This is a genomic window from Streptomyces acidicola (assembly GCF_009377235.1).
Lineage (GTDB): Bacteria > Actinomycetota > Actinomycetes > Streptomycetales > Streptomycetaceae > Streptomyces > Streptomyces acidicola.
The window spans coordinates 1-22,319 of sequence record NZ_VMNX01000013.1 but is presented as its reverse complement, the minus strand read 5'-3'; the positions used below and the strand labels follow the sequence as shown (position 1 = coordinate 22,319).

At 68.1% G+C, this 22,319-nt stretch carries 17 protein-coding genes and 1 pseudogene; 12 read left to right on the top strand and 6 right to left on the bottom strand.

The genetic code is table 11. The features are described 5' to 3' along the window. Window positions 1-102: 102 nt before the first annotated feature. From FPZ41_RS06900 to FPZ41_RS06890, 3 genes and pseudogenes are all read right to left on the bottom strand, one after another. Entirely contained in the window at window positions 103-846 is a 744-nt protein-coding gene (locus tag FPZ41_RS06900) for an SDR family NAD(P)-dependent oxidoreductase (protein ID WP_152860151.1), read from the bottom strand. A gap of 508 nt (window positions 847-1,354) precedes the next feature. Next, window positions 1,355-2,257, bottom strand: a pseudogene (locus tag FPZ41_RS06895) (MFS transporter); the annotation flags it as partial. A gap of 214 nt (window positions 2,258-2,471) precedes the next feature. Continuing rightward, the gene (locus tag FPZ41_RS06890) at window positions 2,472-3,221 is read right to left on the bottom strand and encodes an SDR family NAD(P)-dependent oxidoreductase (protein ID WP_152860147.1); all 750 of its coding nucleotides are present in this window, start codon (window positions 3,219-3,221) and stop codon (window positions 2,472-2,474) included. Window positions 3,222-3,588: 367 nt separating this feature from the next. Between FPZ41_RS06890 and FPZ41_RS06885 the strand changes: the two genes are divergently transcribed. The 10 genes from FPZ41_RS06885 (at window position 3,589) to FPZ41_RS49805 (ending at window position 15,398) form a co-directional block, all read left to right on the top strand. Further along, window positions 3,589-4,860 (top strand): aspartate aminotransferase family protein, encoded by a 1,272-nt coding sequence (locus FPZ41_RS06885; RefSeq protein WP_152860145.1) that lies wholly within the window; start codon window positions 3,589-3,591, stop codon window positions 4,858-4,860. 94 nt (window positions 4,861-4,954) lie between these two features. Further along, a complete protein-coding gene (locus FPZ41_RS06880; RefSeq protein ID WP_152860143.1) occupies window positions 4,955-5,488 on the top strand; it encodes a flavin reductase family protein in 534 nt (177 codons plus the stop codon). 68 nt (window positions 5,489-5,556) lie between these two features. After that, window positions 5,557-6,447 carry a fumarylacetoacetate hydrolase family protein gene (locus FPZ41_RS06875; protein WP_152860141.1) on the top strand — a complete coding sequence of 297 codons (891 nt, stop codon included), beginning with the start codon at window positions 5,557-5,559 and terminating at the stop codon, window positions 6,445-6,447. 125 nt (window positions 6,448-6,572) lie between these two features. Then, window positions 6,573-7,694, top strand: coding sequence for an LLM class flavin-dependent oxidoreductase (locus FPZ41_RS06870; protein WP_152860138.1), 1,122 nt, complete (start codon window positions 6,573-6,575; stop codon window positions 7,692-7,694). Window positions 7,695-7,883: 189 nt separating this feature from the next. Then, window positions 7,884-9,425, top strand: a complete 1,542-nt coding sequence (locus FPZ41_RS06865) for an aldehyde dehydrogenase family protein (RefSeq protein WP_152860136.1) — start codon at window positions 7,884-7,886, stop codon at window positions 9,423-9,425. Between the two features lie 40 nt (window positions 9,426-9,465). After that, window positions 9,466-11,310, top strand: a complete 1,845-nt coding sequence (locus tag FPZ41_RS06860; protein ID WP_152860134.1) for a sigma-54-dependent Fis family transcriptional regulator — start codon at window positions 9,466-9,468, stop codon at window positions 11,308-11,310. A gap of 330 nt (window positions 11,311-11,640) precedes the next feature. Continuing rightward, complete coding sequence (locus FPZ41_RS06855) at window positions 11,641-13,023, top strand: APC family permease (RefSeq protein ID WP_194236015.1); 1,383 nt, start codon at window positions 11,641-11,643, stop codon at window positions 13,021-13,023. A gap of 159 nt (window positions 13,024-13,182) precedes the next feature. Continuing rightward, a complete protein-coding gene (locus tag FPZ41_RS06850; protein ID WP_152860130.1) occupies window positions 13,183-14,130 on the top strand; it encodes a C-terminal binding protein in 948 nt (315 codons plus the stop codon). A 31-nt stretch (window positions 14,131-14,161) separates the two neighbouring features. Next, complete coding sequence (locus FPZ41_RS06845) at window positions 14,162-14,806, top strand: riboflavin kinase (protein WP_152860128.1); 645 nt, start codon at window positions 14,162-14,164, stop codon at window positions 14,804-14,806. Between the two features lie 292 nt (window positions 14,807-15,098). Further along, a complete protein-coding gene (locus tag FPZ41_RS49805; RefSeq protein ID WP_322619908.1) occupies window positions 15,099-15,398 on the top strand; it encodes a zinc-binding dehydrogenase in 300 nt (99 codons plus the stop codon). Here the strand turns inward: FPZ41_RS49805 and FPZ41_RS06835 are convergent. Both FPZ41_RS06835 and FPZ41_RS06830 read right to left on the bottom strand, forming a co-directional pair. Further along, window positions 15,385-15,711 carry a cation transporting ATPase C-terminal domain-containing protein gene (locus FPZ41_RS06835; protein WP_407698757.1) on the bottom strand — a complete coding sequence of 109 codons (327 nt, stop codon included), beginning with the start codon at window positions 15,709-15,711 and terminating at the stop codon, window positions 15,385-15,387. The genes FPZ41_RS49805 and FPZ41_RS06835 overlap by 14 nt on opposite strands. A gap of 688 nt (window positions 15,712-16,399) precedes the next feature. Beyond that, window positions 16,400-18,196: a thiamine pyrophosphate-requiring protein gene (locus FPZ41_RS06830; RefSeq protein WP_152860126.1), complete on the bottom strand. Its 1,797-nt coding sequence runs from the start codon at window positions 18,194-18,196 to the stop codon at window positions 16,400-16,402. Between the two features lie 359 nt (window positions 18,197-18,555). Here FPZ41_RS06830 and FPZ41_RS06825 point away from each other — a divergent pair, with 359 nt between their 5' ends. Continuing rightward, a complete protein-coding gene (locus tag FPZ41_RS06825) occupies window positions 18,556-19,350 on the top strand; it encodes an RNA polymerase sigma factor SigF (RefSeq protein ID WP_152860124.1) in 795 nt (264 codons plus the stop codon). Here the strand turns inward: FPZ41_RS06825 and FPZ41_RS06820 are convergent. Continuing rightward, entirely contained in the window at window positions 19,331-20,482 is a 1,152-nt protein-coding gene (locus tag FPZ41_RS06820) for a PAS domain-containing protein (protein WP_152860122.1), read from the bottom strand. The two genes, FPZ41_RS06825 and FPZ41_RS06820, sit on opposite strands and share 20 nt — an antisense overlap. 129 nt (window positions 20,483-20,611) lie before the next feature. Here FPZ41_RS06820 and FPZ41_RS06815 point away from each other — a divergent pair, with 129 nt between their 5' ends. Further along, a complete protein-coding gene (locus tag FPZ41_RS06815; RefSeq protein ID WP_152860120.1) occupies window positions 20,612-21,331 on the top strand; it encodes an ANTAR domain-containing response regulator in 720 nt (239 codons plus the stop codon). The last annotated feature ends 988 nt before the right edge of the window (window positions 21,332-22,319 follow it).

The following is a 22,319-nucleotide window of genomic DNA, read 5'->3' as shown; positions in this document are numbered from 1 at the left end:
TCGCTCAGAGGATGACCTCACCATCGGGGTCGCTGCGGTGGTGGACCTTCTTGGTGTTGCAGCGCTTGTGCCCGTGCAAACAGTTCCTGGCTTCGGAATTCCTTATAGGGCCGTGTAACCGCCGTCGACGACTACGGCCGAACCAGTCATGAGGCGTGACTCGTCCGAGGCAAGGAAAACTGCCACATCCGCGACTTGCTCAGGGGTTCCCATACCAAGGGGTTGATATTTTCGCTGCGCATCCATGTCCTCGAAGAATCCCTCATCGAAGAAGCTCTCGACCATCGGAGTACGCACCGCCCCCGGGCAGATGCAATTTGCACGGATGTTATCTTTGGCGAATTCTACCGCCACTGACTTTGTGAGCATCAGAACTGCGCCTTTGGTGGCGGAGTACGCGGAGATCTCCGGTTCGGCAACCAGAGAATTGACCGAGCCCCAATTGACGATCGATCCTCCCCCGCTGCGCTGGAGGGCCGGCACGGCGAACTTGCATCCGTGGAAGACACCTTTGATGTTGACATTGATCATACTGTCGAGCATCTCCTCCGTCGTCTCCAGCAGGGGAGCCGCGCGGAGGTAGCCGGCACAGTTGAGCATTACGTGCAGGGCACCGAAACGCTCCTCGGCCAGGGCCACCAGGGACTCCACCTCGTCCGCGCGACCTACATCGCAGCGTGTGACAACGATCTCCCCTGCTGCGGATGCGAGCTCGGCGAGGCCGGTTTCGTTGATGTCCGCCGCCACGACGTGAGCACCCTCGGCTGCCAGTGCAAGCGCCGCTGCTCTTCCCTGCCCAGAACCCGCCCCTGTGACGATCGCGACCTTCCCGGAAAGCCTGCCCATGGGATCTCCTACCTTGGTTTTCTCGATTTGAGACCGCGTGTGAGTCTTCGTTAATTGTGTACTGGCTCGCCAGGTTGCCTTCGAGCCGCTTTACCTGCTGGGATGGCATGAACCATGACGTCCCGATTCGCCATCCCGTCTACCTGGAGGTTTCGATCCGGAATTCCTGCGCTAGCGCGCTCTCGATTGAGGATGAATAAGTTTTCGGGGATGGCCAGACGTCGAGGGCATTGGCCATCGAATGCCTCCTTCGCGTCCCTTTTTGAGGTCGGCTGGCACTGATCCCTGGTGAAGCTATCTCGCTGCCGTCCCGTGCGAGTGTGCCAATAAGAGACACAGGAACGTATGCGGTCCAGTTGGGTTCGGGCTGCCACTTGAGAGCGTGTCCCCCTTGCCTTCAGGGGGTGAGGGTAAGGAGTGGCGGTCCCTATACCGGACGTGGTGATGCAACTCGGAACACGTAGATGGAGCCGGAGACGGGTCGATGCGAGCGCTGATCAATCCCGGCGTTATCGGATGCGATCACCAATATGAGTCCGATGGCCGCCGACACGGCGCTGACTCGGACGATGACGCCGCGAGGGAACCGGGCGACGAAGAAGGCTCCGCCGAAACGGCCTATGGTCATCGCCCCGGCGAAGCCGACATAGACAAGAGAACCCAGTGCGGGGGTGAGCCCATGCCCGTCGACCATGAGCAGCGGCAGCCAGTCGTTGGCCGCACCCTCAGCCAGGGCCATGGCCAACACGATGAGACCGATCAACAGCAGTTGCGGGTCCCGCCACAGGCGGACGGGTGGGGACTGCGCGGCTTCGCTATGGCTGGGGCGGGAAGGGCTACGGCCGGTGCCCACCGGCACCGCGCGAAAGGCATACCCGAAGGCCACAGCTGATAGGAACGCGATCAGGGTCAGGTGCCAGTGCACAGGAAACCGCTGAGCAGTGGCGGTCATTCCTGCGGTGGCACCGATGACCGTTCCGAGACTGAAGAACCCATGAAGGGCAGGCAGCGTGCTGATGCCGTGAGCTCGTTCGACATCTGCACCATCGATGTTGACGGCGACTTCACCCAAGCCCATCCCCCCTCCAAAGACGCACAGACCAACGGCGACCAGGAGGGCCGAGTGCGCGAGACTGCCTGCGGCGATGACGGCGGTACTGATGATGACCAGTGGAGTGCTCAGACCGATGACTGTTCTGGTGCCGTAGCGGGAGACCAGCCGTCCGGAGCACAGGATCCCCAGCATGGAGCCGACAGATAGGCCGAACAGCACGAGACCCATCTCGGCCGTGGAAGCCCCGAGTTGATCCCGTACATCGGGGGTCCGTGTCACCCAGGACGACAGGGCGATGCCGGGGAGAAAGAAGAACACGAACAGCGCGCGACGTCGTCGACGCATGGCAAGATCCATCGGACGAGGTTTCCAAGGGTCGGTGCGAGAGATGGGCGTGCGAGCCACCCGGACTGCCGCACCAGAGCTGGCACGGCTCGTCCGTAGCGCTGACCTACTGGACGGCAGGATCGGCTTTCTGCTGCAGACGCCCATAGTCGGTCGGAGGAAGCTGAGTGTGTGCTGCTGATCCGACCGTCGGTGAGAAGGTCCGGCAGGGCGTCGGAGCCGTTTTCTACTGAGCGGTGTAGCCACCGTCGATCAGGAGGTCGGTGCCGGTGACGTAACTGGCTTCCTCGCTGGCTAGGAAGAGGACGCCGTAGCTGACCTCTTCGGGACGCGCGCCACGCCCCATCGGTGTGGCGGCGGCGAAAGCTTTGTTGGATTCCTCGCCCTCCTCCTCGGCCATGGGAGTCATCACCAGACCGGGGGAGACCGAGTTCACGCGGATGTTGTCCTTGACGTACTCAAGTGCTGCGGCTCGGGTCATCATGCGTACGGCGCCCTTGGATGCCTGGTATGAGAAAGAGCCGGGTGCTCCGACCGATCCGTTGATGGAACAGGTGTTGACGATGGCGCCGCCGCCGCCTCGGCGCATCGCCGGGACCACGTGCTTGATGCCCAGGAAGACACCCTGCTGGTTGATCGCGGTGATCTTCGTCCAGGCATCGACGTCTTCCTCGTCGGCGGCCTTCATTGTCCCGACGATGCCGGCGTTGTTGACAAGGATGTCGACACGGCCCCAGCGGCGTTCGGCATCCTCGACAGTGGCGACCCAGTCGGCTTCGGAGGTGACGTCGGTGTGCCGGTAGTGCACGTCGTACCCGGCGTCGCGCAGCTCCTCGGCCACGGTCTCACCGGCGTCGTCGAGGACATCGGTCATGAGGACTCTGGCGCCCTCCGCGGCGAAAAGCCGGCTGTGTGCCTCGCCCTGGCCTCGGGCGGCACCCGTGACGATCGCGACCTTGCCTCGAACTCGATCCATCGTTTCCCCACATCTCTTCGCGGCCGGAGCCGCCCGTCACGGTTCTGGGCAAGATTACGGTCGCCTTTGCGCCGTATCTGTTCCACTTCGGGACACCTCGGCGCCGGTGTCGGGTCGTGCCCTGCGGGGCTATGGGCGTAGTCGGACCGCGCGGCGTCCTGACCGTCAGGGCCCGGTCCCGGAGGAGTACTCGCTTCGCCGTCGGGCCTGTGCCAACTCAGGACAGTTCGCGATGTTCCGGCCTGCGTACGTTCTCAGCGCCAGGGTGGTTGCCACCGGAAACCGACCGTCCCATGCGCTCGGGCCGATACGGAAGTGGCCGGCGTCGACAGCGCGGACGGTCTCCCGCGAAGGATGTTGAGCGTCGATGGCTCTTGAGACGAAGACCGATGTACCGGACGTACCGGACAGCGATCCGCACGTACGCAGGGGGCGGCGGGGCTTTCCCCTGTTGCCCGGCGGGTACGGCCGCGACGCCTATCACACCGGCGCCGTACCGACATACGCCCTCCGCGGCGCGGGCTACCGGCTCTGGGACGACCAGGGGCGCGAGCTCATCGACGCGAACAACAACTTCACCACGCTCGTGCACGGCAACGCGCACCCGCAGATCGTCGAGGCTGCGAGCCGGGCGATGGGCTCCGGTTCGTGCTGGGGCATTCCCAATCCCGGTGAATGGGAGCTGGCCGATCTCCTCCTGCAGCGCCTCCCCGGTCTGGACCAGGTGCGATTCACCAACTCGGGTACCGAGGCGGTGATGTCGGCCGTCCGTATCGCCCGTGAGGTGACCGGACGTGCGGGTGTGATCATGACGCGAGGCGGTTACCACGGCTCGTCCGATGTCGCGCTGTGTGCCGGTGGCGAGCAGTCCGCGCGGGGCGTTCCGGAGTCCACCGTGCGTGAGGTGTCCCTGGTCCCCCTCAATGACATCGACTCGCTCCGGCAAGTGATCGAGGAAAAGCCGCACCACCACGCGGCCATCGTCCTCGACCTGCTGCCCAACCGGGCCGGCCTCATCCCGCTGACCGCCGAGTTCCTGTCGGCAGCACGCGACTTGGCGGACCAGCACGGCATTCTCCTCATCATCGACGAGGTGATCAGTCTTCGGCTCAGTGCGGGCGGGCTGAGTGGGGAGTACGGGATCGTGTCCGATCTGCTGACCGCGGGCAAGCTCATCGGCGGCGGTTTCCCGGTCGGCGCGGTCGCGGGGCGCGAGGAGGTTATGCGCGTACTCGACCCGCGGCGCAAGGGCAGTATCCCGCACTCCGGTACTTTCTCGGGAAACCCCGTGAGCATGGCAGCCGGCGCGGAGGCGCTGCGGCTGCTCTCTCCTGACGCTGTGGCCCGGCTGAACCGGCTCGGCGACCAAGCTCGCAGTGTGGTGTCGGCGCGTATCGAGCCGCTCGGGTGGGAGGTTCGCGGCTTCGGGTCCTTGCTGCGCGTGTTCCCCGTCCGCAAGACCAGTGTCGATCGGGACACGCAGCACCGGCTGTGGTGGGCCGCCTACCACCGCGGCCTGCTGCTGTCGTCGGCCAACCTGGCCGCGCTGACGACACCGATGACGACCGAGGTGGTGGACGATCTCGCCGACCGGCTGGCGGACGCCGTGGCCGAAGTCGCCGAAACGACCGCCGGATGAGCCGGCCCGGCATCATGACGGGCCGCGCACACCTCGTGGCGCTGTACCAGATTGGCACGATTTCCAGCACCCACCGCGCAGCACTGTAGGCGGTATGAAGACTCACACCACGTCGCTCGTTTCCGTTCCTGACCAGCCGGCGTCCGCGGAGCTGGTTCAGCAGGTGAAGCAGGCCCACCGTTCTTTTCCCTCTGGGGTGACGGTCGTGACCGCTCAGGTCGATGGACGGCCCGTCGGACTGGTCGTCAACGCGTTCAGCAGCGTCTCGATGGCTCCTCTGCTGGTTCTGGTCTGCATCAACTCCTCCGCGCAGTCGCATGCGGCGCTGTGCACGGCTCAGCACCTGGGCATCAGCATCCTGAGCAACACCCAGTCGACGGTCGCGACCACGTTCGCCATGTCGGGCGGGGACAAGTTCCAGGGCGTCGGCTGGCACGAAGGCGGGCAGGGCGCACCCCTGCTGGACGACGCGTCGGCGACGTTCGAGGTTCAGGTCGTCTCACGGGTGGAGGCCGGAACTCATTCGGTGTTCTTCGGACGCATCGTCGGAGTCGAGACCAGCGACCTGCCGCCCCTCGTGTACTCGGCGGGCGACTTCTTCGACGGGGGTCGGCTGCTCGCCGTCTGAGCCCCCTCTCTCTAACACCGCGTGTCGGCGGCGCCGTACGGACGGACCGCCGCGAAGAGGAGAACACGATGAGACTCGTCTCTTACTGGCTGGACGACGATGGCTGGCGGGCCGGTGCACTGCTCAATGAGGTGGTGTACGACGTGGACGTCGCACTGCTCGCGAGCGGGATGGCGGGGCTGGGCCCGCAGGCCACCACGAGAGAACTGCTGCGCCGCCATGGCCAATCGCTCGGACAGGTCGCCGTGGCCGTACAACGGGCGGCGGCCGAGCGGTCATCCGCGCGTGTCGCCCCGGCCGCGGACCTCAGTCTGGGGCCGCCGGTCACCGACCCCGGGAAAGTGCTGTGCATCGGCCTGAACTACAACGACCATGTGGCCGAGACCGGCAGGGCACTGCCGGCGCACCCCGATGTGTTCGCGAAGTTCGCCAGCACGCTCATCGGCCCGGCGGACGACATCCGCTGCTCGCACATCACGAGCAAGCTCGACTACGAGGGTGAGCTGGCGGTCGTCATCGGCCGGGAAGGCCGCGGCGTGAAGCCGCACGAGGCTCTCGACCTGGTCGCCGGTGTCATGGTGCTCAACGACGTCACCGCCCGGGACCTGCAGTACCACGGAACGCAGTGGTTGGCGGGCAAGGCGGTCGACGCCTCGACGCCCTGCGGGCCCGCACTGGTGACACTCGACGAAGTGGGCGACGTACAGAGTCTGGACCTCACCACACGGGTGAACGGTGTGCAGGTGCAGGGCTCCAACACCAAGCACATGATCTTTCCCGTCGCCGAGCTGATCGCCTACATCAGCCAGTTCCTGGCGCTTTCCCCTGGCGACATCATCTCGACCGGTACGCCGGAAGGCATCGGCAGCAAGCGTAATCCTCCGTTGTGGCTGAGGCCCGGAGACGTCGTCGAGGTCGACATCGAGCGCGTCGGCACGCTGCGCAGCCCCGTGCGATGACGCCACCTGAGCAGCGCCTTCCGGTGCCTCAAGGTGGCACAGTCGCGCCGCCGTCCCGGACGTGAGACTGCGAGCAGGACCACAACGATCAGTCCAAATGATCGCGTACACATTGGAGAATTAGCATGGATATCGGGCTGTTCCTCGTACCGTTCCGCCTTCCGGAGACCGGCCTGCACGAGGGTTTCCAGTGGGACATGCAGGTCATCAACTGGGCCGACGAGTTCGGTCTGTCCGAGGTGTGGATCGCCGAGCACAGCACCATGAGGTGGGAGCCGGTGTGCAGCCCTGAGCTGTACATCGCGGCCGCGCTGCAGCAGACGAAGCAGATCAGGTTCGGCACCGGCGCGAACGTTCCCGGCAACCACAACCCGATGGCGCTGGCGCACCGGCTGATGCAACTCGACCACATGTCGAACGGCCGCCTGATGGTCGGTCTCGGTGCGGGCGCCTACCCCACGGATCACCTGATCCACGGCAACACCGACCCCGGCGGGAAGATGGCCGAGGCCGTCGAGATCATGCGCACCATCTGGGAGAAGAAGGGCCCGTTCCGTCACGACGGGAAGCACTGGCAGTTCGAGATTCCCGCGTACGACGAGATCCAGCAGGGCCCGTTCATGGAGCCGCTGCAGAAGCCGCATCCGCCGCTGCTCATGGCCGGCCTCAGCCCCGCCTCCCGCACCATGACGCGGGCCGGCAAGCTGGGCTATCTGCCCATGAGCTTCAACGTGGGCCGCGAGTATCTCGCCGGTCACTGGTACCGGTACATGCAGGGCGCGGAGAGCTCCGGCTTCACCGCGAACCGCAACGAGTGGCGTGTCGCCCACAACATCCTGGTCGCCGACACCGACGAGGAGGCGATGGACCTCGCCGTGAACGGGGCTATGGGGCGGACCTACCGTGAGTGGATGCTGCCCGGCTACGCCCGCGGCGGCATGCTGCCGGCCATGGTGCCCGAGCTGAACGTCACCGACCCGGACGACGTGCCGATCGAGTACCTCGCCGAGGAGAAGTGGCTCGTCGGATCCCCCGACACCGTGATCAAGAAGCTGCAGCGGGACCTGGACGCCTCCGGCGGCTTCGGCAAAATCATCAGCTTCACCTTCGACTACCTCGACCAGCCCGAACGCTACCGGCGCCACTTCGAACTGCTGGGCACAGAGGTCATCCCACGGATCAAGGACATCGTGCATCCCACCGAGTCCCTGGCCGCTCTCCAGCGACCCGCCGGAATCGAGGACTGACCCGCCCGAGCCACGAGTCCGGACGAGAACGAACCGAGGGGCGCCCCTGAGGAAGGCGGCGTCCCTTACGTCCGCCCCCTGAGCCGTGTCCCAGGTTGACACAGTGCGTCCCGGTCACCGGTTCCTAGGCTCGCCCGCAACGGCGTCACCGCTGGGAACAGCCAGGACGCGATTTGAAAGGAATATCGCATGACTGCTGCTGACCGCCAAGACCACCAGGCATTCGCCGCCGAGATCGCCAAGCGGCGCACGGGCGACCCCGTCGTCGTTCCGCATGTCGTCGGCGGCGAGGAGCGCTTCGACGGGGAGCTGATCGGCCGGGAAGACCCCGGCCACCCGTCCCTGACCGTCAGCGCCTACCACGACGCGCCCGCCGAACTCGTTCAGCTCGCCGTCGCGACCAGCCGGGCGGCACAGCAGGAATGGGCGAAGGTACCTCTGAGCACGCGGATCGAACACGTGCGACGTGCCATCGACTACGTCGCGGACGCGGCGCAGGAGTGGGCCGTGCGCGTGGCACTGGAGGTCGGCAAGTCCTATGCGGGAGCACAGGCCGAGGGTGTCGAAGTCCGTGACATCCTGCGCTGCTACACCGAGTACGCGGAACGGCCCGGAGCTTTCGAGGACGAGCGGACGGCCGATCCCGCCGGCTTCGCCAACGATTCCGTGCTGCGGCCGTACGGTGTCTTCGGCGTCATCACCCCGTTCAACTATCCGATCGTGCAAGCCGCCGGTCCCACGATCGGCGCGCTCATCGCCGGCAACGGCGTGGTCGTGAAGACCTCCCACCAAGGTCCCTGGTCCGGCCAGGCGGTGTACGAGATGTGCCAGGCGATGGACCTGCCCACCGGGCTGGTGAATATCGTCCACGGCGCAGACGAACCCGGCAAGGCGCTCACCGCCTCCGACATCGACGGCATCTCCTTCACCGGTTCGGTCGCTGTCGGTCGGTCCATCATGAAGTCGTTCACGAACGGACCCTATGCGCGCCCGGTCATCGCCGAGATGGGCGGGAAGAATCCTGTCATCGTCACCGACACCGCAGATCTGGAGGCGGCCGCCGACGGCATCGTGTTTTCCGCCTTCGACCTGGGCGGGCAGAAGTGCAGCGCGCTCTCCCGTGTGCTGGTGACGCCCGGAGCACACGACCGACTCGTCGAATTGGTTGCCGAGCGTACCGGCCGTGTCGTCGTAGCGGACCCCACCGACGCCGACGCGTTCGCCGGTCCCGTGGTGTCCGCCGAGGCGCTCGCGCGGTTCGAGCGAATAGTCGGGCAGGCACGTGAAGAGCACTTCACGGTGTCGGGCGGCGAGCGGCTCGACGGTGACGGCTATTTCGTTCGTCCTGCCGTCGTATCCTCTGTACCCGCCGATCACACACTGTCGACCACCGAACACTTCCTGCCGTTCCTCACGATCAGCCAGGTACCCTCCTTCGAGGAAGCACTCAGCGCGGCCAACGCCACCCCGATGGGACTGACCGCCGGCATCTACACGGGCGACATCGACGAAGCCCGCGCGTTTCTGGACGGCATCGAGGCCGGGTGCGTTGACGTGAACGTGCCGGGGCATGCGACCACCGGCTGGTGGCCCGGTCCCCAGACGTTCGGGGGCTGGAAGGCCAGCGGCTCGACCGGCGTACAGACGCTGGGCAAGTGGTACACACAACAGTTCGCCCGGCAGCAGGCACGTAAGCTGCCCGTACAACTTGAGCATCTCCTGACCTACTGAGCTCGACAAACGCGTTCCCGCGGCGTATCGAGGAGGTCCGATGACCACACCCTTCGAGGGGACCCCCCTCGACCACCCGGTGCGCCTGGGAGCGGTCGGCAATGCCGAGCTGGTCTCTCTCCGCGAGCGTTTCGTCGCCGACCCCACGACGACCGATCTGAGCAGGCTGCGTCCCGTGATCGCACGATCATGGCGACGCAGCCTGGCCTGCAACGTGCGGCCCGGCTCGAATGTCTTCACGGAGGCTGGGCAGCCACACGTCGATGATCAGCTCCTCGCCTGCGCGGAACCCGTCCTGACCGAGCTGGAACGTCTCTGCGCAGACACCCAGGGCGCCGTGTGCCTCACCGATGCCCAGGGAACCCTGGCCGTCTTCCGCGGGGACACCGCGGCCGTCCGACAGGCGGACCGAGCCTTTCCGGTCTACGGCGGACGCATGGCAGAGGACCTGATCGGCACCAACTCCGACGGCACCGCCCTGGAGGAGGGCACAGCGGTCCAAGTGTGGGGCGGCGAGCACTTCGCCGAGACACTGCAGGGAAGCTGCTGCACCTCGGTCCCGATCCGTGACCCGCTGCGCCGCTCCATCCGCGGTGTCCTCAGTCTGATGCTGCCCGAGAATCTCGCCCGCCAGATCGATCCACGGTCCATTCTCCTGATCGTCCAGGGCGCCGCGGCGGAAGTGACCAGAACGCTTGCGACCCGGCTCGCCGCTCGGGAGCAGACCCTGATGGCCGCCTATCTACGGGAAGTGCGCAAGCGGGGCGCCGACGCCGTCGTCGCGATGGACGAGCGCACCACCATCGCGAGCCGCGGAGCACTCGCTCTCCTCGGGCAGAGCGACTACTCGGTCCTCGCAGCGTACAGCCGCGAGGCGGAGCGTCTCGATCGGACCGTGGAACGCGCCCTCACGATCGGCGCCGACACGGTCCTGCAGCTCCACGCGACCCCCATCCTCCTGGGCGGCGAGACAGCAGGCGGTACGGTGATGCGTCTGCGTCGCAAGGAGTCAGGCAAGGTTTTCTCCGCACCGGCTGCCGACTCAGCACCTCGCCGGAGCCCGTTCGACGGCATCGTCGGCAACAGTCTCGCCGTCCGACGCACGCTGGAAGCCGCGACCACGGCCTGCACGCGTCGCACGCCCGCCTACATCGTCGGTGAGCCGGGTACGGGCAAGCGTCACCTCGCGCAGGTCATGGCGTCCCGGTTCGCCGAGCGCACCGTCATCTTCAACTGCCGGCCGGGCGCCGCGGACCAGCCGCGGGGAATCGACGAGATCGACGCGGAACTCGCGGCCGGCTCTACGGTCGTCCTGCACCGAGTCGACGAGTGCGATGCCTCACTGCGCGCGAGCCTCACCGATCTGCTGAACCTGTTGGAACAACCGCGGGTCGTTCTCACCCTCGCGCGACTGGACGACGAGCTGTTGCCGCTGATCAGCAGCCTCAACGGCATCGAGGTCCAGATGCCTTCGCTTCGCATGCGCCGCGAGGACATTCCCGCCCTGGCATCCCACTTCCTCTCTCTCGGCGACAGCCCGGCCACACAGGTGTCACCACGTCTGCTGGACGCACTGGTCGCCGCGGACTGGCCGGGAAACGTCCGCCAACTGCGGAACGTCATCGAGACCGCCGCATCACGCTGCCGAACGCACGAACTGCGCGTGGACGATCTGGCGCAGGCACACCGCCGCGGCCTCGCGCGGAGCAAGCTCACACGCCTGGAGGAAGCGGAGCTCTACCAGATCCGCGAAGCGCTCGCCGAGGCCGGCGGCAACCGATTGCGCGCCGCAGCGATCCTGGGAATCGGCCGGTCCACGCTCTACCGGAAGATCGACAGCTACACCAACCGAGGATTCGAGCTGGAACTGCGGCCCCACGAATAGCCCCGGGCAGGCCGCTCCACCGCCGGCCTCCGGCACGAGGTCACCCACCGGTACTGCCCCAAGGTGGGACAGTCTCAGCAATGGCCGAAACTCCATGCTTGGTCGCCAACAGCGGATGCAGCGGTCTCCCCCAGGGCCTCGGCCCCGCTGGCTTTCGCCCTCCCGGCGAAGCTCTGCCTTCAGCCGAAGCCGGGCAAGCCCTCGCGCACCCGCCCGGCCAACAAGGAAGACCCGCGCATGGACACTCACTCCTCGGCAGTCCGATGTTCTTCCGAGTCACGTACCACGGACACGAAGGTCCCTTCCCCGACCGTCACGCTCAAAGGCGAGATGGGCACGTTCGGCCTGCTCTTCACCGTGCTCGCCTTCACCGCGCCGCTCGGCGTCGTCTTCGGGTTCCTGTCCGTCAACATCAGCTTCGGGATCGCCGTACCGATCGCCTTCGTCGGCGTCATGCTGCTGATGACGCTCTTCGCCCTCGGCTTCACCAGCATGAGCCGGCAGATCCCCAGGCCAGGCGCCTTCTACACCTACATAGGTGAGGGCCTGGGCCGCCCCGCGGGCCTCGGCGGCTCGTTCCTCGCCCTGTCGACCTACGGCTTCAACATCATCGCGGCACTCGTCTTCTCAGGGATCGGCGTGAACAACCTCTTCACCAGTTTTACCGGTGGAGCGGGAGCGCCATGGTGGATCTGGTCCCTGGTCATGCTCGGCGCCGTGTGGACCCTGAGCTACTTCAACGTGGAACTCTCGGCCAAGGTCCTTTCGGTGCTGCTGGCGGTCGAAGTGTGCGCCATCCTGATCTTCGACATCGTCCTGATCACGAACGGTGGCCCCGAAGGCCACTCCCTCACACCCTGGAACCCCGTCCACCTGGTCACGCCCTCGATCGGGGTCCTGCTCCTGTTCAGCATCGGAGTCTTCAACGGCTTCGAGGCCACCGCGATCTACCGGGAAGAAGTGCGTAACCCGAGCGTCACCATCCCTCGCGCCACGTACCTGACGATCACCTTCCTCGGCGTCTTCTACGCGATCTCGTCCTACTCGCTGATCCTTTCCTCAGGAGCCTCCCGAGCCGTCGCGGACGCGGCAGCCGGCCCGGCCGAGATGATGCCGCACGCCCTGCTCACCTACATCGGCGCCTTCGCGAACCAGGTGATCGCCGTTCTACTGGTGACCAGCATGTTCGCCTCGACCCTCTCCCTGCAGAACATCCTGTCCCGCTACACCCACTCGCTCAGCGTGGACGGCGTCTTCCCGGGACGGCTGGCCGCCGTCCACCGGCGGCACGGATCACCCCACGTCGCGGCCGTCACCGTGGGCGCCGCACTTCTTGTGATCATGGTCGGCCTGATCGCTTCAGGCATCCCCGAATCCGAGCTGTACGGCGCGACCTCCGGTGTGGCGTTCTACGGAATGCTGCTCCTGCTGTTCCTCACCTGTGTCGCCGTCATCGTCTACTTCCGGCGCCACGGGAAGGGCGTCTCCCGGTGGAAAACCTTCGTCGCTCCAGCCATCTCCGCACTGGCCATCGGCTTCGCCCTGCTGACGGCGTCGCTGAACATGGACCTGCTCATCGTCGCGCCTACCGCGGTCGTAGCCGCTCTCCTCGCTATCGGTTACATCATGGTCGCCGTCGGCGTGATCACGGCTCTGGTCCTGAAACGACGCGGGTCACCGACCTACGAGCGCATCGGGCGACGCGCCGGTTAGAGACGCGTCTCAGCAGGAGGACGGGTGCGGCTTGCGTCCCCTCGACCTCGTCGCACCCAGTGCCCCACTTTGACACATTCGCCCACATCAGTCCGATCTAGGCTCACGGGTGATCCTGGCTCCCAGCACCACACCCTAAGAGCGCAAAGGAAACGTCTCATGACGAAAACTCCCACCTCCGGCAGCATTTTGGTGGCGCCTCACCAGTTCCCGCACCTGGACCGGGAGCAGGCACTGGCCAAGGAGTTCGGCCTCGACCTCGTCGCCGCAACCGACCAGTCCTCCTTCAGCTCAGCGATGCCGGCCGCCCAGATCGTCATGGTCACCCCCTATGCGAAGGTCACCGCAGATGACTTCGCTTCCCTGCACGCCTGCAAGGCCGTCGTGCGCTACGGCATGGGCTACGACAACATCGACGTCACAGCAGCCGCCGCAGCCGACATCCCGGTCTCCATCGTTCCGGACGCATCGACGGACGAAGTGGCATCCCACGCCTTTGCCATGGGCCTGGCACTGAGCAGGCGTCTGCCTCAAGGTCACGCGGCGATCCGCGACGGCGGCTGGGCCGGCCGCATCGCCTACGACGCGCCCAAGCTGACCGACCTCGTCGTCGGCATCGTCGGACTGGGTCGGATCGGCCGGATCGTGGCCGCGTCCTGGTCTGCCGTGGGCGCTCGGGTGCACGCCTACGACCCCTACACCTCCCTCCCGGACATACCGGCGGCAGAGCTCACCCGGGTACTGGAAGAGTCGGACGTGGTCTCCCTTCACCTCCCCCTCACCGACGAGACGCATCACCTGGTGTCCAGCGACGTTCTGCAGCGTATGCGGCCCGGCGCCGCAGTGGTCAACGTGTCGCGGGGCGGTCTGGTCGATGAGCAGGCGCTCGCCGACGCGCTGCACTCGGGTCACCTCTCGGGCGCGGCCCTCGATGTCTTCGCGCATGAGCCGCTCCCGGCGGACCATGCCCTTCGGGACGCACCCAACCTCATCCTCACCCCACACATCGCCTGGCGTTCGACGACATCACTCGGCGCCCTTCAGGACGGTGCCGTCTCCCGTGCGCGGCGCGCCCTCGCCGGAGAACCCCTCATCGATCTCGTCTGACCGAAGGTCCGCACCAGAACAGGAGAAGGATGTGACCTATCAGGCCACACGCGAGGATGCCGGCGAGGCGACGGCCGTGACCGGCGTCGTCAGGGTCGGCGATCGGCGAGGACGCAGACTGGGCTTCCCCACTGCCAACATCCATGAGGTCAGCACTGTGCGCAGGGACGGCGTATACGCGGCCACGGTTGCCCTGGAGCCGGACGAGGTGACGTTTGTAGCGGTCGTTTCGGTAGGCCACCGCCCGACGTACTACGGCCCTGAAGGAACGCGCCTGCTGGAAGCTCATCTGCTGGGATTCAAAGGCGACCTCTACGGCCGCAGCGTGCGCGTGACGCTGCGGCACCGAATACGACCACAACGCCGATTCGACACCTCGCCCGCTCTCGTCCGTCAACTACAGCAAGACGTCAACGACACCGCGAGGTGGGCGGCTCTGAACAACCTCGACCACCTGATCACCGAACCTCCCAGGACCGAGAGGAGCAAGGGCCGCTGGGGAGCAGACCAACGCCATCTCCCGCGTGACAGGTGCCGCCCGACTCTACGGGCACTCAAACGGACCGAAGCCATCGCCGAGGCCGCGCGCCACGTACCCGCCGACGCCGACCCGCACCAGTGGGTCGCCGCACGGACGGGGTACCCCGTAGCAGACGTCGCGTGGCGCCTTGCTTAATTCGTCGATCTCGTCGCGAGCTTGAGCGAAGCCCCTGTCATGCCCGGTGACGGCGAAGCCGTAGGAAGCCCCGATGCCGTCGAGGTCCTCGACGTCGACAAGCCGGAGCCGGGCTACTCCGAGATCCGGATCAAGGTGCAGGCGGCCACGCTCAACCCGGTCGACATGGGGAACTGGCTCGGAGTCTTCCCGCCTTCACCGGAGGGCAGCACCCACGGTCTCGGCTGGGACATCGCACGTACCCGGCGGCGGGGACGTGGTCGGGGCCGTCCGCACGCTGTATCCCGAAGGGGTGGACGCCGTTCTGGACACGGCCATGCTCGGGCAGGCCGCCATCGGGGCGATCGCGGACGGCGGCACCTTCGTGACCACGCGGCCCGACGCCCTGCCCGAGACCGAGCGCGGTATCCGAGTGCGGCTGACGCAGGTCGGCGCGGACGGCTCCATGCTGACGACCCTGTCCGACATGGCCGCCTCCGGAGAGCTGGCACTGCGCGTGGCCGAGACCTATCCGCTGGAGGAGGCCGCGAAAGCGCACGCGCGCCTGGCAGTCGGCGGGCTCCGCGGCCGCTTCGTCCTCACCATGGAATGAGAACGCGGGTCCACGCCCCGCGGCGTCGACCGTTGTCAGCGGACCTATCAAGATCGGCGGGCGACAGCGGTTCCGTGCCCAGCAGGTCCCGAAGGGGAGGCAGGTAGACACCGGCTGCCTGGAGGCTCAGGGCCGTGCCCACGGCGACCAGCAGGAACGGGTTCGCCAGACTTCCCGGGCGGGCGCGGGAGCCGAGCGCCACGCCGAGCTGGGTCGCGCCGAGGACGAGGAACATCATGGACTGCCAGGGGCGGTCCGTCTCCCGGGCCCACACTCCGGCCGCCAGGGTCAATGTGGCGATGAAAGCCCCCATGAGCAGGATGCGTGGCCACAGGCCGGCGCCCAGAACGCTCTCCTCGGGAGCCGGGGCGGGTGGCGCATGGCGTCCGCGGTGACAGGTTCCGCGCCGAGTGCGACGCCGGGCAGGCCGTGGGTGAGCAGTCTTCGTCCGTAACATGCCACCCGACCGGGGCTCCTGGTGGCCTTTACGGGCGCGCGCTCTTCTTGATGCGGCCGGGCTGCCGGACGCTCCCCATCGGGCGGCCGCCCGATTGCAGCCATACGAGCCTGCCTCCAGTCGACGCCCTGCCGGCGCCGGGCGAGCGGGAAAGCTCACCTTTGCCCAGTCCTCGACCTCGGGCCCCGGCAGATGCCAGCCGTGCCGCTCGCCGTACAGGCCGCCGGTTTTGAGCGGCCCGCGCACCGGATCGCTGCCGATCGCGCCCTGGACGCGCCAGGTCACGTCGGCAGTGACGCCGGTGAATGTCACGGCGGTCAGACCGGGCGGCCTTGCGGGTGTCTGGCGAGGGCGGACACCGTGACGGCCTCAAGCCCGGACTGCGACCCCACCAGCCGGAGTAAGGGCCCGTCGTCTGACCCAGGCTGCCTCCACCGCCGAACACGGCCACTGGGACGGCGCCCGAACAGTTCAGTGCGCTACTGAACTACCTACTGAACTGTTTCGTGCGCAACTGAACTACTCACTGCCGTTCAACAGGAAGCTAGCGCTTCTTCTCCCGCCCCGGCAGGAACTCCTGCACCTTCGCCTTGAGGCCCTGCCGCACCATCGCGCCCCGGTCCGCGTCGCCCTTGAGCACCGCCGCCGCAGTGGACTCCAACTGCTCCCAGGTCGCGTGGGGCGGGACCGGTGGGACGGCCGGGTCCGTCAGGAACTCGATCACCGCGGGGCCGTCCGCGTCCAGGCCCGCCCGCCAGCCGGACTCGACGTCCCCGGGCTTCTCCACGCGGATACCGGTCAGGCCCAGGGAGCGGGCGAAGGCGGCGTACTGGACGTCCGGGATCTCCTGAGAAGGCAGGAAGGACGGCGAGCCCTCCATCGCCCGCATCTCCCACGTCACCTGGTTCAGGTCGTGGTTGTTCAGGATGCCCACCACCAGCCGCGGGTCCTCCCAGCGGTCCTGGTACTTGGCCGCCGTGATCAGCTCCGCCATGCCGTTCATCTGCATCGCGCCGTCCCCGACCAGCGCGATCACCGGACGGTCCGGATGCGCGAACTTCGCGCCGATCGCGTACGGCACCCCGCAGCCCATCGTCGCCAGCGTCCCCGACAGGGACCCCCGCATGCCGTTCCGCATCGTGAGGTGCCGCGCGTACCAGTTCGCCGCCGAACCGGAGTCCGAGGTGATGATCGCGTTGCCGGGCAGCAGCGGGTCCAGTACGTGGGTCACGTACTCCGGGTTGATCGGATCGGCCGACAGCTCGGCGCGCCGCTCCATCACCTGGCGCCAGCGGGCGACGTTCGCGCACACCGTGTCGTACCACTCGCGGTCGCGGTCCTTGTCCAGCATCGGGATCAGGCGCTGCAAGGTCGCCCGCGCGTCGCCGACCAGGTTCACCTCGTACGGGTAGCGCATGCCCACCATGTGCGGGTCGATGTCGATCTGTACCGCCCGCGCCTTGCCGTAGTCCGGCAGGAACTGGGAGTACGGGAACGACGAGCCGATGGTCAGCAGCGTGTCGCAGTCGCGCATCAGCTCGTACGAGGGGCGGGTACCCAGCAGGCCGATCGCGCCCGTCACGTACGGCAGTTCGTCGCTCAGCGCGTCCTTGCCGAGCAGTGCCTTCGCGACGCCCGCGCCCAGCAGTCCGGCGATCCGCTCCACCTCGGCGCGGGCCCCGCGGGCGCCTTGGCCGATCAGAACGGCCACCCTGTGACCGGAGTTGAGGATCTCGGCGGCCCGCTCCAGCGACTCCTGAGAGGGGAGCGCGGTCCACGCGCTGCGGTCCAGGCTGGAGGGGACCATCTTGAAGTCGTGCGTGGGGGCCGCGTAGTCCAGCTCCTGCACATCACCGGGGATGATCACGGCGGTGGGGGCGCGGCGCGCGTACGCGGTGCGGATCGCCCGGTCCAGCACGTTCGGCAGTTGCTCCGGCACCGTCACCGTCTCCACGAAGTCCGAGGCGACGTCCTTGAACAGCGTGTGCAGGTCCACCTCCTGCTGGTACGAGCCACCCATCGCCGTACGAGCCGTCTGGCCCACGATCGCCAGCACCGGCACATGGTCCAGTTTGGCGTCGTACAGGCCGTTGAGCAGGTGGATCGCGCCCGGCCCCGACGTGGCCGCGCACACTCCGAGACGGCCGCTGAACTTCGCGTAACCGACCGCCTCGAACGCGGCCATCTCCTCGTGCCGCGACTGCACGAACCTCGGCTGGTTCTCGGCCCGTCCCCATGCGGCGAGCAGGCCGTTGATGCCGTCGCCGGGATAGCTGAAGACAACCGTCACACCCCACTCGCGCAGCCTCTGCAGGACGTGGTCGGCGACCTTGGTGCTCATGGGACCTCCCGGTGGGAAGAGCGTGGAAACGGCATCTCCCGAGTCACCACGGCGCCCTGCGGAAAACCTGGCGCCCATTCGGGCGTCTGCCGGGTACCAGGGCTCTGCCGGGTACCAGGTCCGCCGGGTACTAGGGCGTCCGCCGGGTACTAGGGCGTCCGCCGGGTACCGGGGCGGCTGCCAGGTATCGGCCGGGTGTTTGCCGCGCGGTCTCCCGGGCAGGCGGACTCACAGTGCTTCGGACAGGAGGCACGTCCGTGGGAGCGGTGAGCCCTTGCCACGGGTGTGCCCGGTCAGGCACGGGTGCGCTCCCACGGTGACGTCATGCCCCCGCACCTTCAAGGGAGTTGCGACGCACCATGCGAACTCAGGCAAGCGCGAAGCGCCACCCCCACGACGACGCCCCGGACACCGCCGAGGCGTTCCGTAAGCTCACCACGCTCCCCCCGGGTCAGCAGCGCGCCACGCTCCGTGAGGAGATCGTCGAGGCGTGGCTGCCCATGGCCGAACGGCTCGCGGGACGGTTCCGCAGCCGCGGCGAGAGCTACGAGGACCTGCGTCAGGTCGCGGCCCTCGGCCTGGTCAAGGCCGTCGACCGGTACGACCCCGAGCGCGGCAACGCCTTCGAGAGCTATGCGGTCCCCACCGTCACCGGTGAGATCAAGCGCCACTTCCGCGACCACATGTGGACCCTGCACGTGCCGCGTCGCGTCCAGGACCTGCGCAACCGAGTGCGGTTCGCCAGTCAGGACCTGTCACAGACCATCTCCGGACGCCGGCCCACCGTCGCCGAGATCGCCGAGCACGCCCGCATGAGTGAGGAGGACGTCCGGGTCGGACTGGAGGCTCTGGAGAGCTTTACCGCGCTCTCCCTGGACGCGGAGCTGCCCGGAGCCGAGGACGGCTACTCGCTCAGCGACGCGCTGGGGTCACCGGATCCGGCGCTCGACACCGTGGTCGACCGTGAGGCGGTCAAGCCCCGACTGAGGGCCCTGCCGGAGCGGGAGCGGGCCATTCTGTACATGCGGTTCTTCAACGACATGACCCAGAGCCGTATCGCCGAGCAGATGGGGATCTCCCAGATGCATGTGTCCCGGTTGATCAGCCGGTGCTGCACCCGGTTGAGGGAGCAGGTCATGCGGGAGGCCGCGTGAGCGGTGACCGCCTCGTGCCCCCCTGTCGGGGCGCGCTCATGGCCAGCGCGATGTGCCGGGCCATCATGTCCATCGCCTGCGCCTCCGCCATCGAGAAGGCCAGGCGGGCGCCCGTGCGGAACAGGGTGAGGACACCACGGACAGGGCCGTCCGGGACGGTGAGCGGCAGGCACAGAAGTGAGGTGACGTTGGCCCGGACGAGCACGGGGGCGCCCGAGGCGTCATGGCCGAAGGCACCCGGGTCCTCGGGGCGCACCAGAAGCGACGTGGCGCCGCCGCGTGCCGCCTCGACCACGAGGAGGCAGGTGGCGGGGTCCTGCGCGGCCACGGTCGCCGCCTCGTCGTCCGACGGGCCGAGGACCGTCGTACGGGAGAGCCGGACGGCCCCCGAGTCGGCCACCACCCAGTCCGCGAACCGCCCGTGCAACACCCGCGCCGCCCGGTCGAGGACCTGGTCGGCGGGTGCGACGATCAGCGCCGTGGTCATCAGGTCCAGCAGCTCCATCAGCGTCGCGTGCCGGGTCGTCTCGGAGAGGTTCGGCAGCGGGCGTACGGGACTGCCGGTGGCCGGGACGCGGGTGTCCGCGGGCTGCAGCACGACGAGGACACCGGTGCGTGGCTCGTTGCCGGGCCGCAGCGCGCTCAGCGTCGCCCGCACCGGCACCGCGGGGCGCTGCTGGAGGTGGACGGTGAGACTGCGGTCGCCCTCACCGCGCGCCACCGCCGCGGCCTGGGTGCGGAACGCCGCCCGGTCCGCGTGGGCGAGGAATCCGGCCAGCGGCCGGCCCGTGGCGTAGCCCGCCCGCACCCCGGTGAAGGAGGTCGCCGCGAAGTTCAGCCGGCGCACCACGGTCTCGCGGTCCACCAACGCGACCGGCAGTGGCAGCCGTTGGAAGACCGTCTTCAGCAACTGGAGCTCCTGGCGGTCCGCGGAGGCACCGGCCGACGGGCCGGACGTGGCGAGCCGCTCGTACCACGGCCACAACTGGTCGGCCACATGGTTGAGTTCGAAGATCGCGGCGTCGAGCACCGTCGGCAGTTCGTCGTTCGGCACCGACCGGGCGGCCTTGAGCTCCGCGACGCGCCGCACGAAATCCGCGAGCTCCTCACCGAAGTCCTCCGTCTGCGCCATGCGTCGAACGTAACGTGTCCGGCCCTCGCGGGGGGATGACGTCAACGGGACGCGGGCACACGGTTTTTTCCCACGGGCGAGCGGGAACGCGCGGGAAGAGAGGTAGAGGTAAGAGGGGAGGCGCGAGGCATGCCGGAAAGCGAGCGTCTTGGGCATGTGCGAGTGGAGTCACCCGAATCCGCCCTGCCGGGAAGGCGGCTGTCCGAGCTCGCCGAACAGGCCGCCCGCTGCACCGCTGAGTGCTGCGGCGCGAGCAGCCTGGTGTCCGGAGGCGACACGGAACCGCCCGCCGCCGTCACCCACCCCGACCTCGCCGCGCTGGTCTCGGTCCAGCTCCGCTCCGGCGACGGACCCATCCCCGCGGCCCTGGAACGCGGCGAGCCCGTCGACTCGGCGGACCTGCTGCGCGACGAGCGCTGGCCCGAGTACCGGGCCGTGGCGCTCGACTCGGGCGTACGGTCCAGCGTCACCATCCCGTTCCGGCGCTCGGTGCTGACCGTCGCCCTCACCCTCTACAGCTTTCGGCCCGGCGCCCTGGAGGACGCCTCGCGCGGTCCGGCGCGTGCGCTCGGCGATCTCGCGGCGACCTGTCTCGTACGCGACCGCTCGTACCGCGCCGCGCTCACCGAGCTGGGTCAGCTGGGTGCCGCACTGCGCTCCCGGCCCGTCGTGGACCAGGCATGCGGCATCGTCATGCACGTCCTGGGCTGTGACGCCGACGTCGCGTTCGGAGTCCTCCGCCGCATCTCCCAGGGCACCAACCGCAAGCTCACGGATGTGGCGGGGGCCGTGGTGGACAAGCGGGGGCGGGGCTTGGAGAACGAGCTGGTTTCGCTGTCGCACCAGTGAGGTTCGGGGTTCGGGGATCGGTGCTAGGGGTTTGAGGTTCGGGGTTCGGGGAGCGTGCCCGTGGTGCTCGCGGCGGCGGGTCGTACCGCCCCTCGGCGCTCCCGGCACCCCTTCGTCGCTCCGGTCACCCGCTCGGCGGTCCGGCGTCCCGCTAATGGTGTCCGGCCGCGAGCGGTGCGGCGGCAGGCGGGCTGTGATGGACGGGCGGGGTGCGGCGGTCGTGCCCCGTAGCCCGTCGCCGTCGGCCGAAGGAGCCCCGCCCATGCGCCGCAGAGCCAGTGTCCTGTCCGCCGCCACCCTGGTCGGCACCGTCCTGGGCGCCGCCGCCCCGGTCGCGGCCGGGGAACCCACGGCGGAGGTCGGCCCGCGCACGGTCGCCCCCGGCGAAACGGTCACGGTCTCCGTCACCTGCGACCCGACCGGCGGTGCCTCGCCCGACACCATCGACGCCGGCTCCCAGGCCTTCGAGCAGGGCACCGTCAAACTGCAGCGAGTGTCCGGCGGAGCGGATCCCGGCGCGGGTCGCGAACCTGGCGTAGGCCGTGATCCGGCTTCGGGCAACGATCCCGGAACGGGCCGTGATCCGGCTTTGGGCAACGATCCGGCAGCTGAGCAAGATCCCACCGCCGGGAGTGATCCCACGACGGGGGGTGACCCTGCGCCGGGTCACCGACCCCCGGCAGCGGACGCTCCCGGAACAGTCCCCGATTCCGGCGCGGGGCTGGACCCGGTGGGTCCCGGTTCCGGGAGAGTCCAGGGCCCAGGGTCAAGCCTCGACCCCACGACGGCCCCCAGCTCCGCGGCGGTTCCCAGCCCTGCGGCCGCCCCCAGGTCCGCGGCGGTACCGCGGTCCGCATCGGTCTCGGACCCCGAGGCAGTCGTGGCTCCTGCGGCGATTCGCATCCCGAGTGCGGGTTTCGGGCGCGCGGCAGCCCGCGTCCCTGCCCCCGGGCTCATCCCGACGGCAGCCCCCGCGACAGTCCCCGCC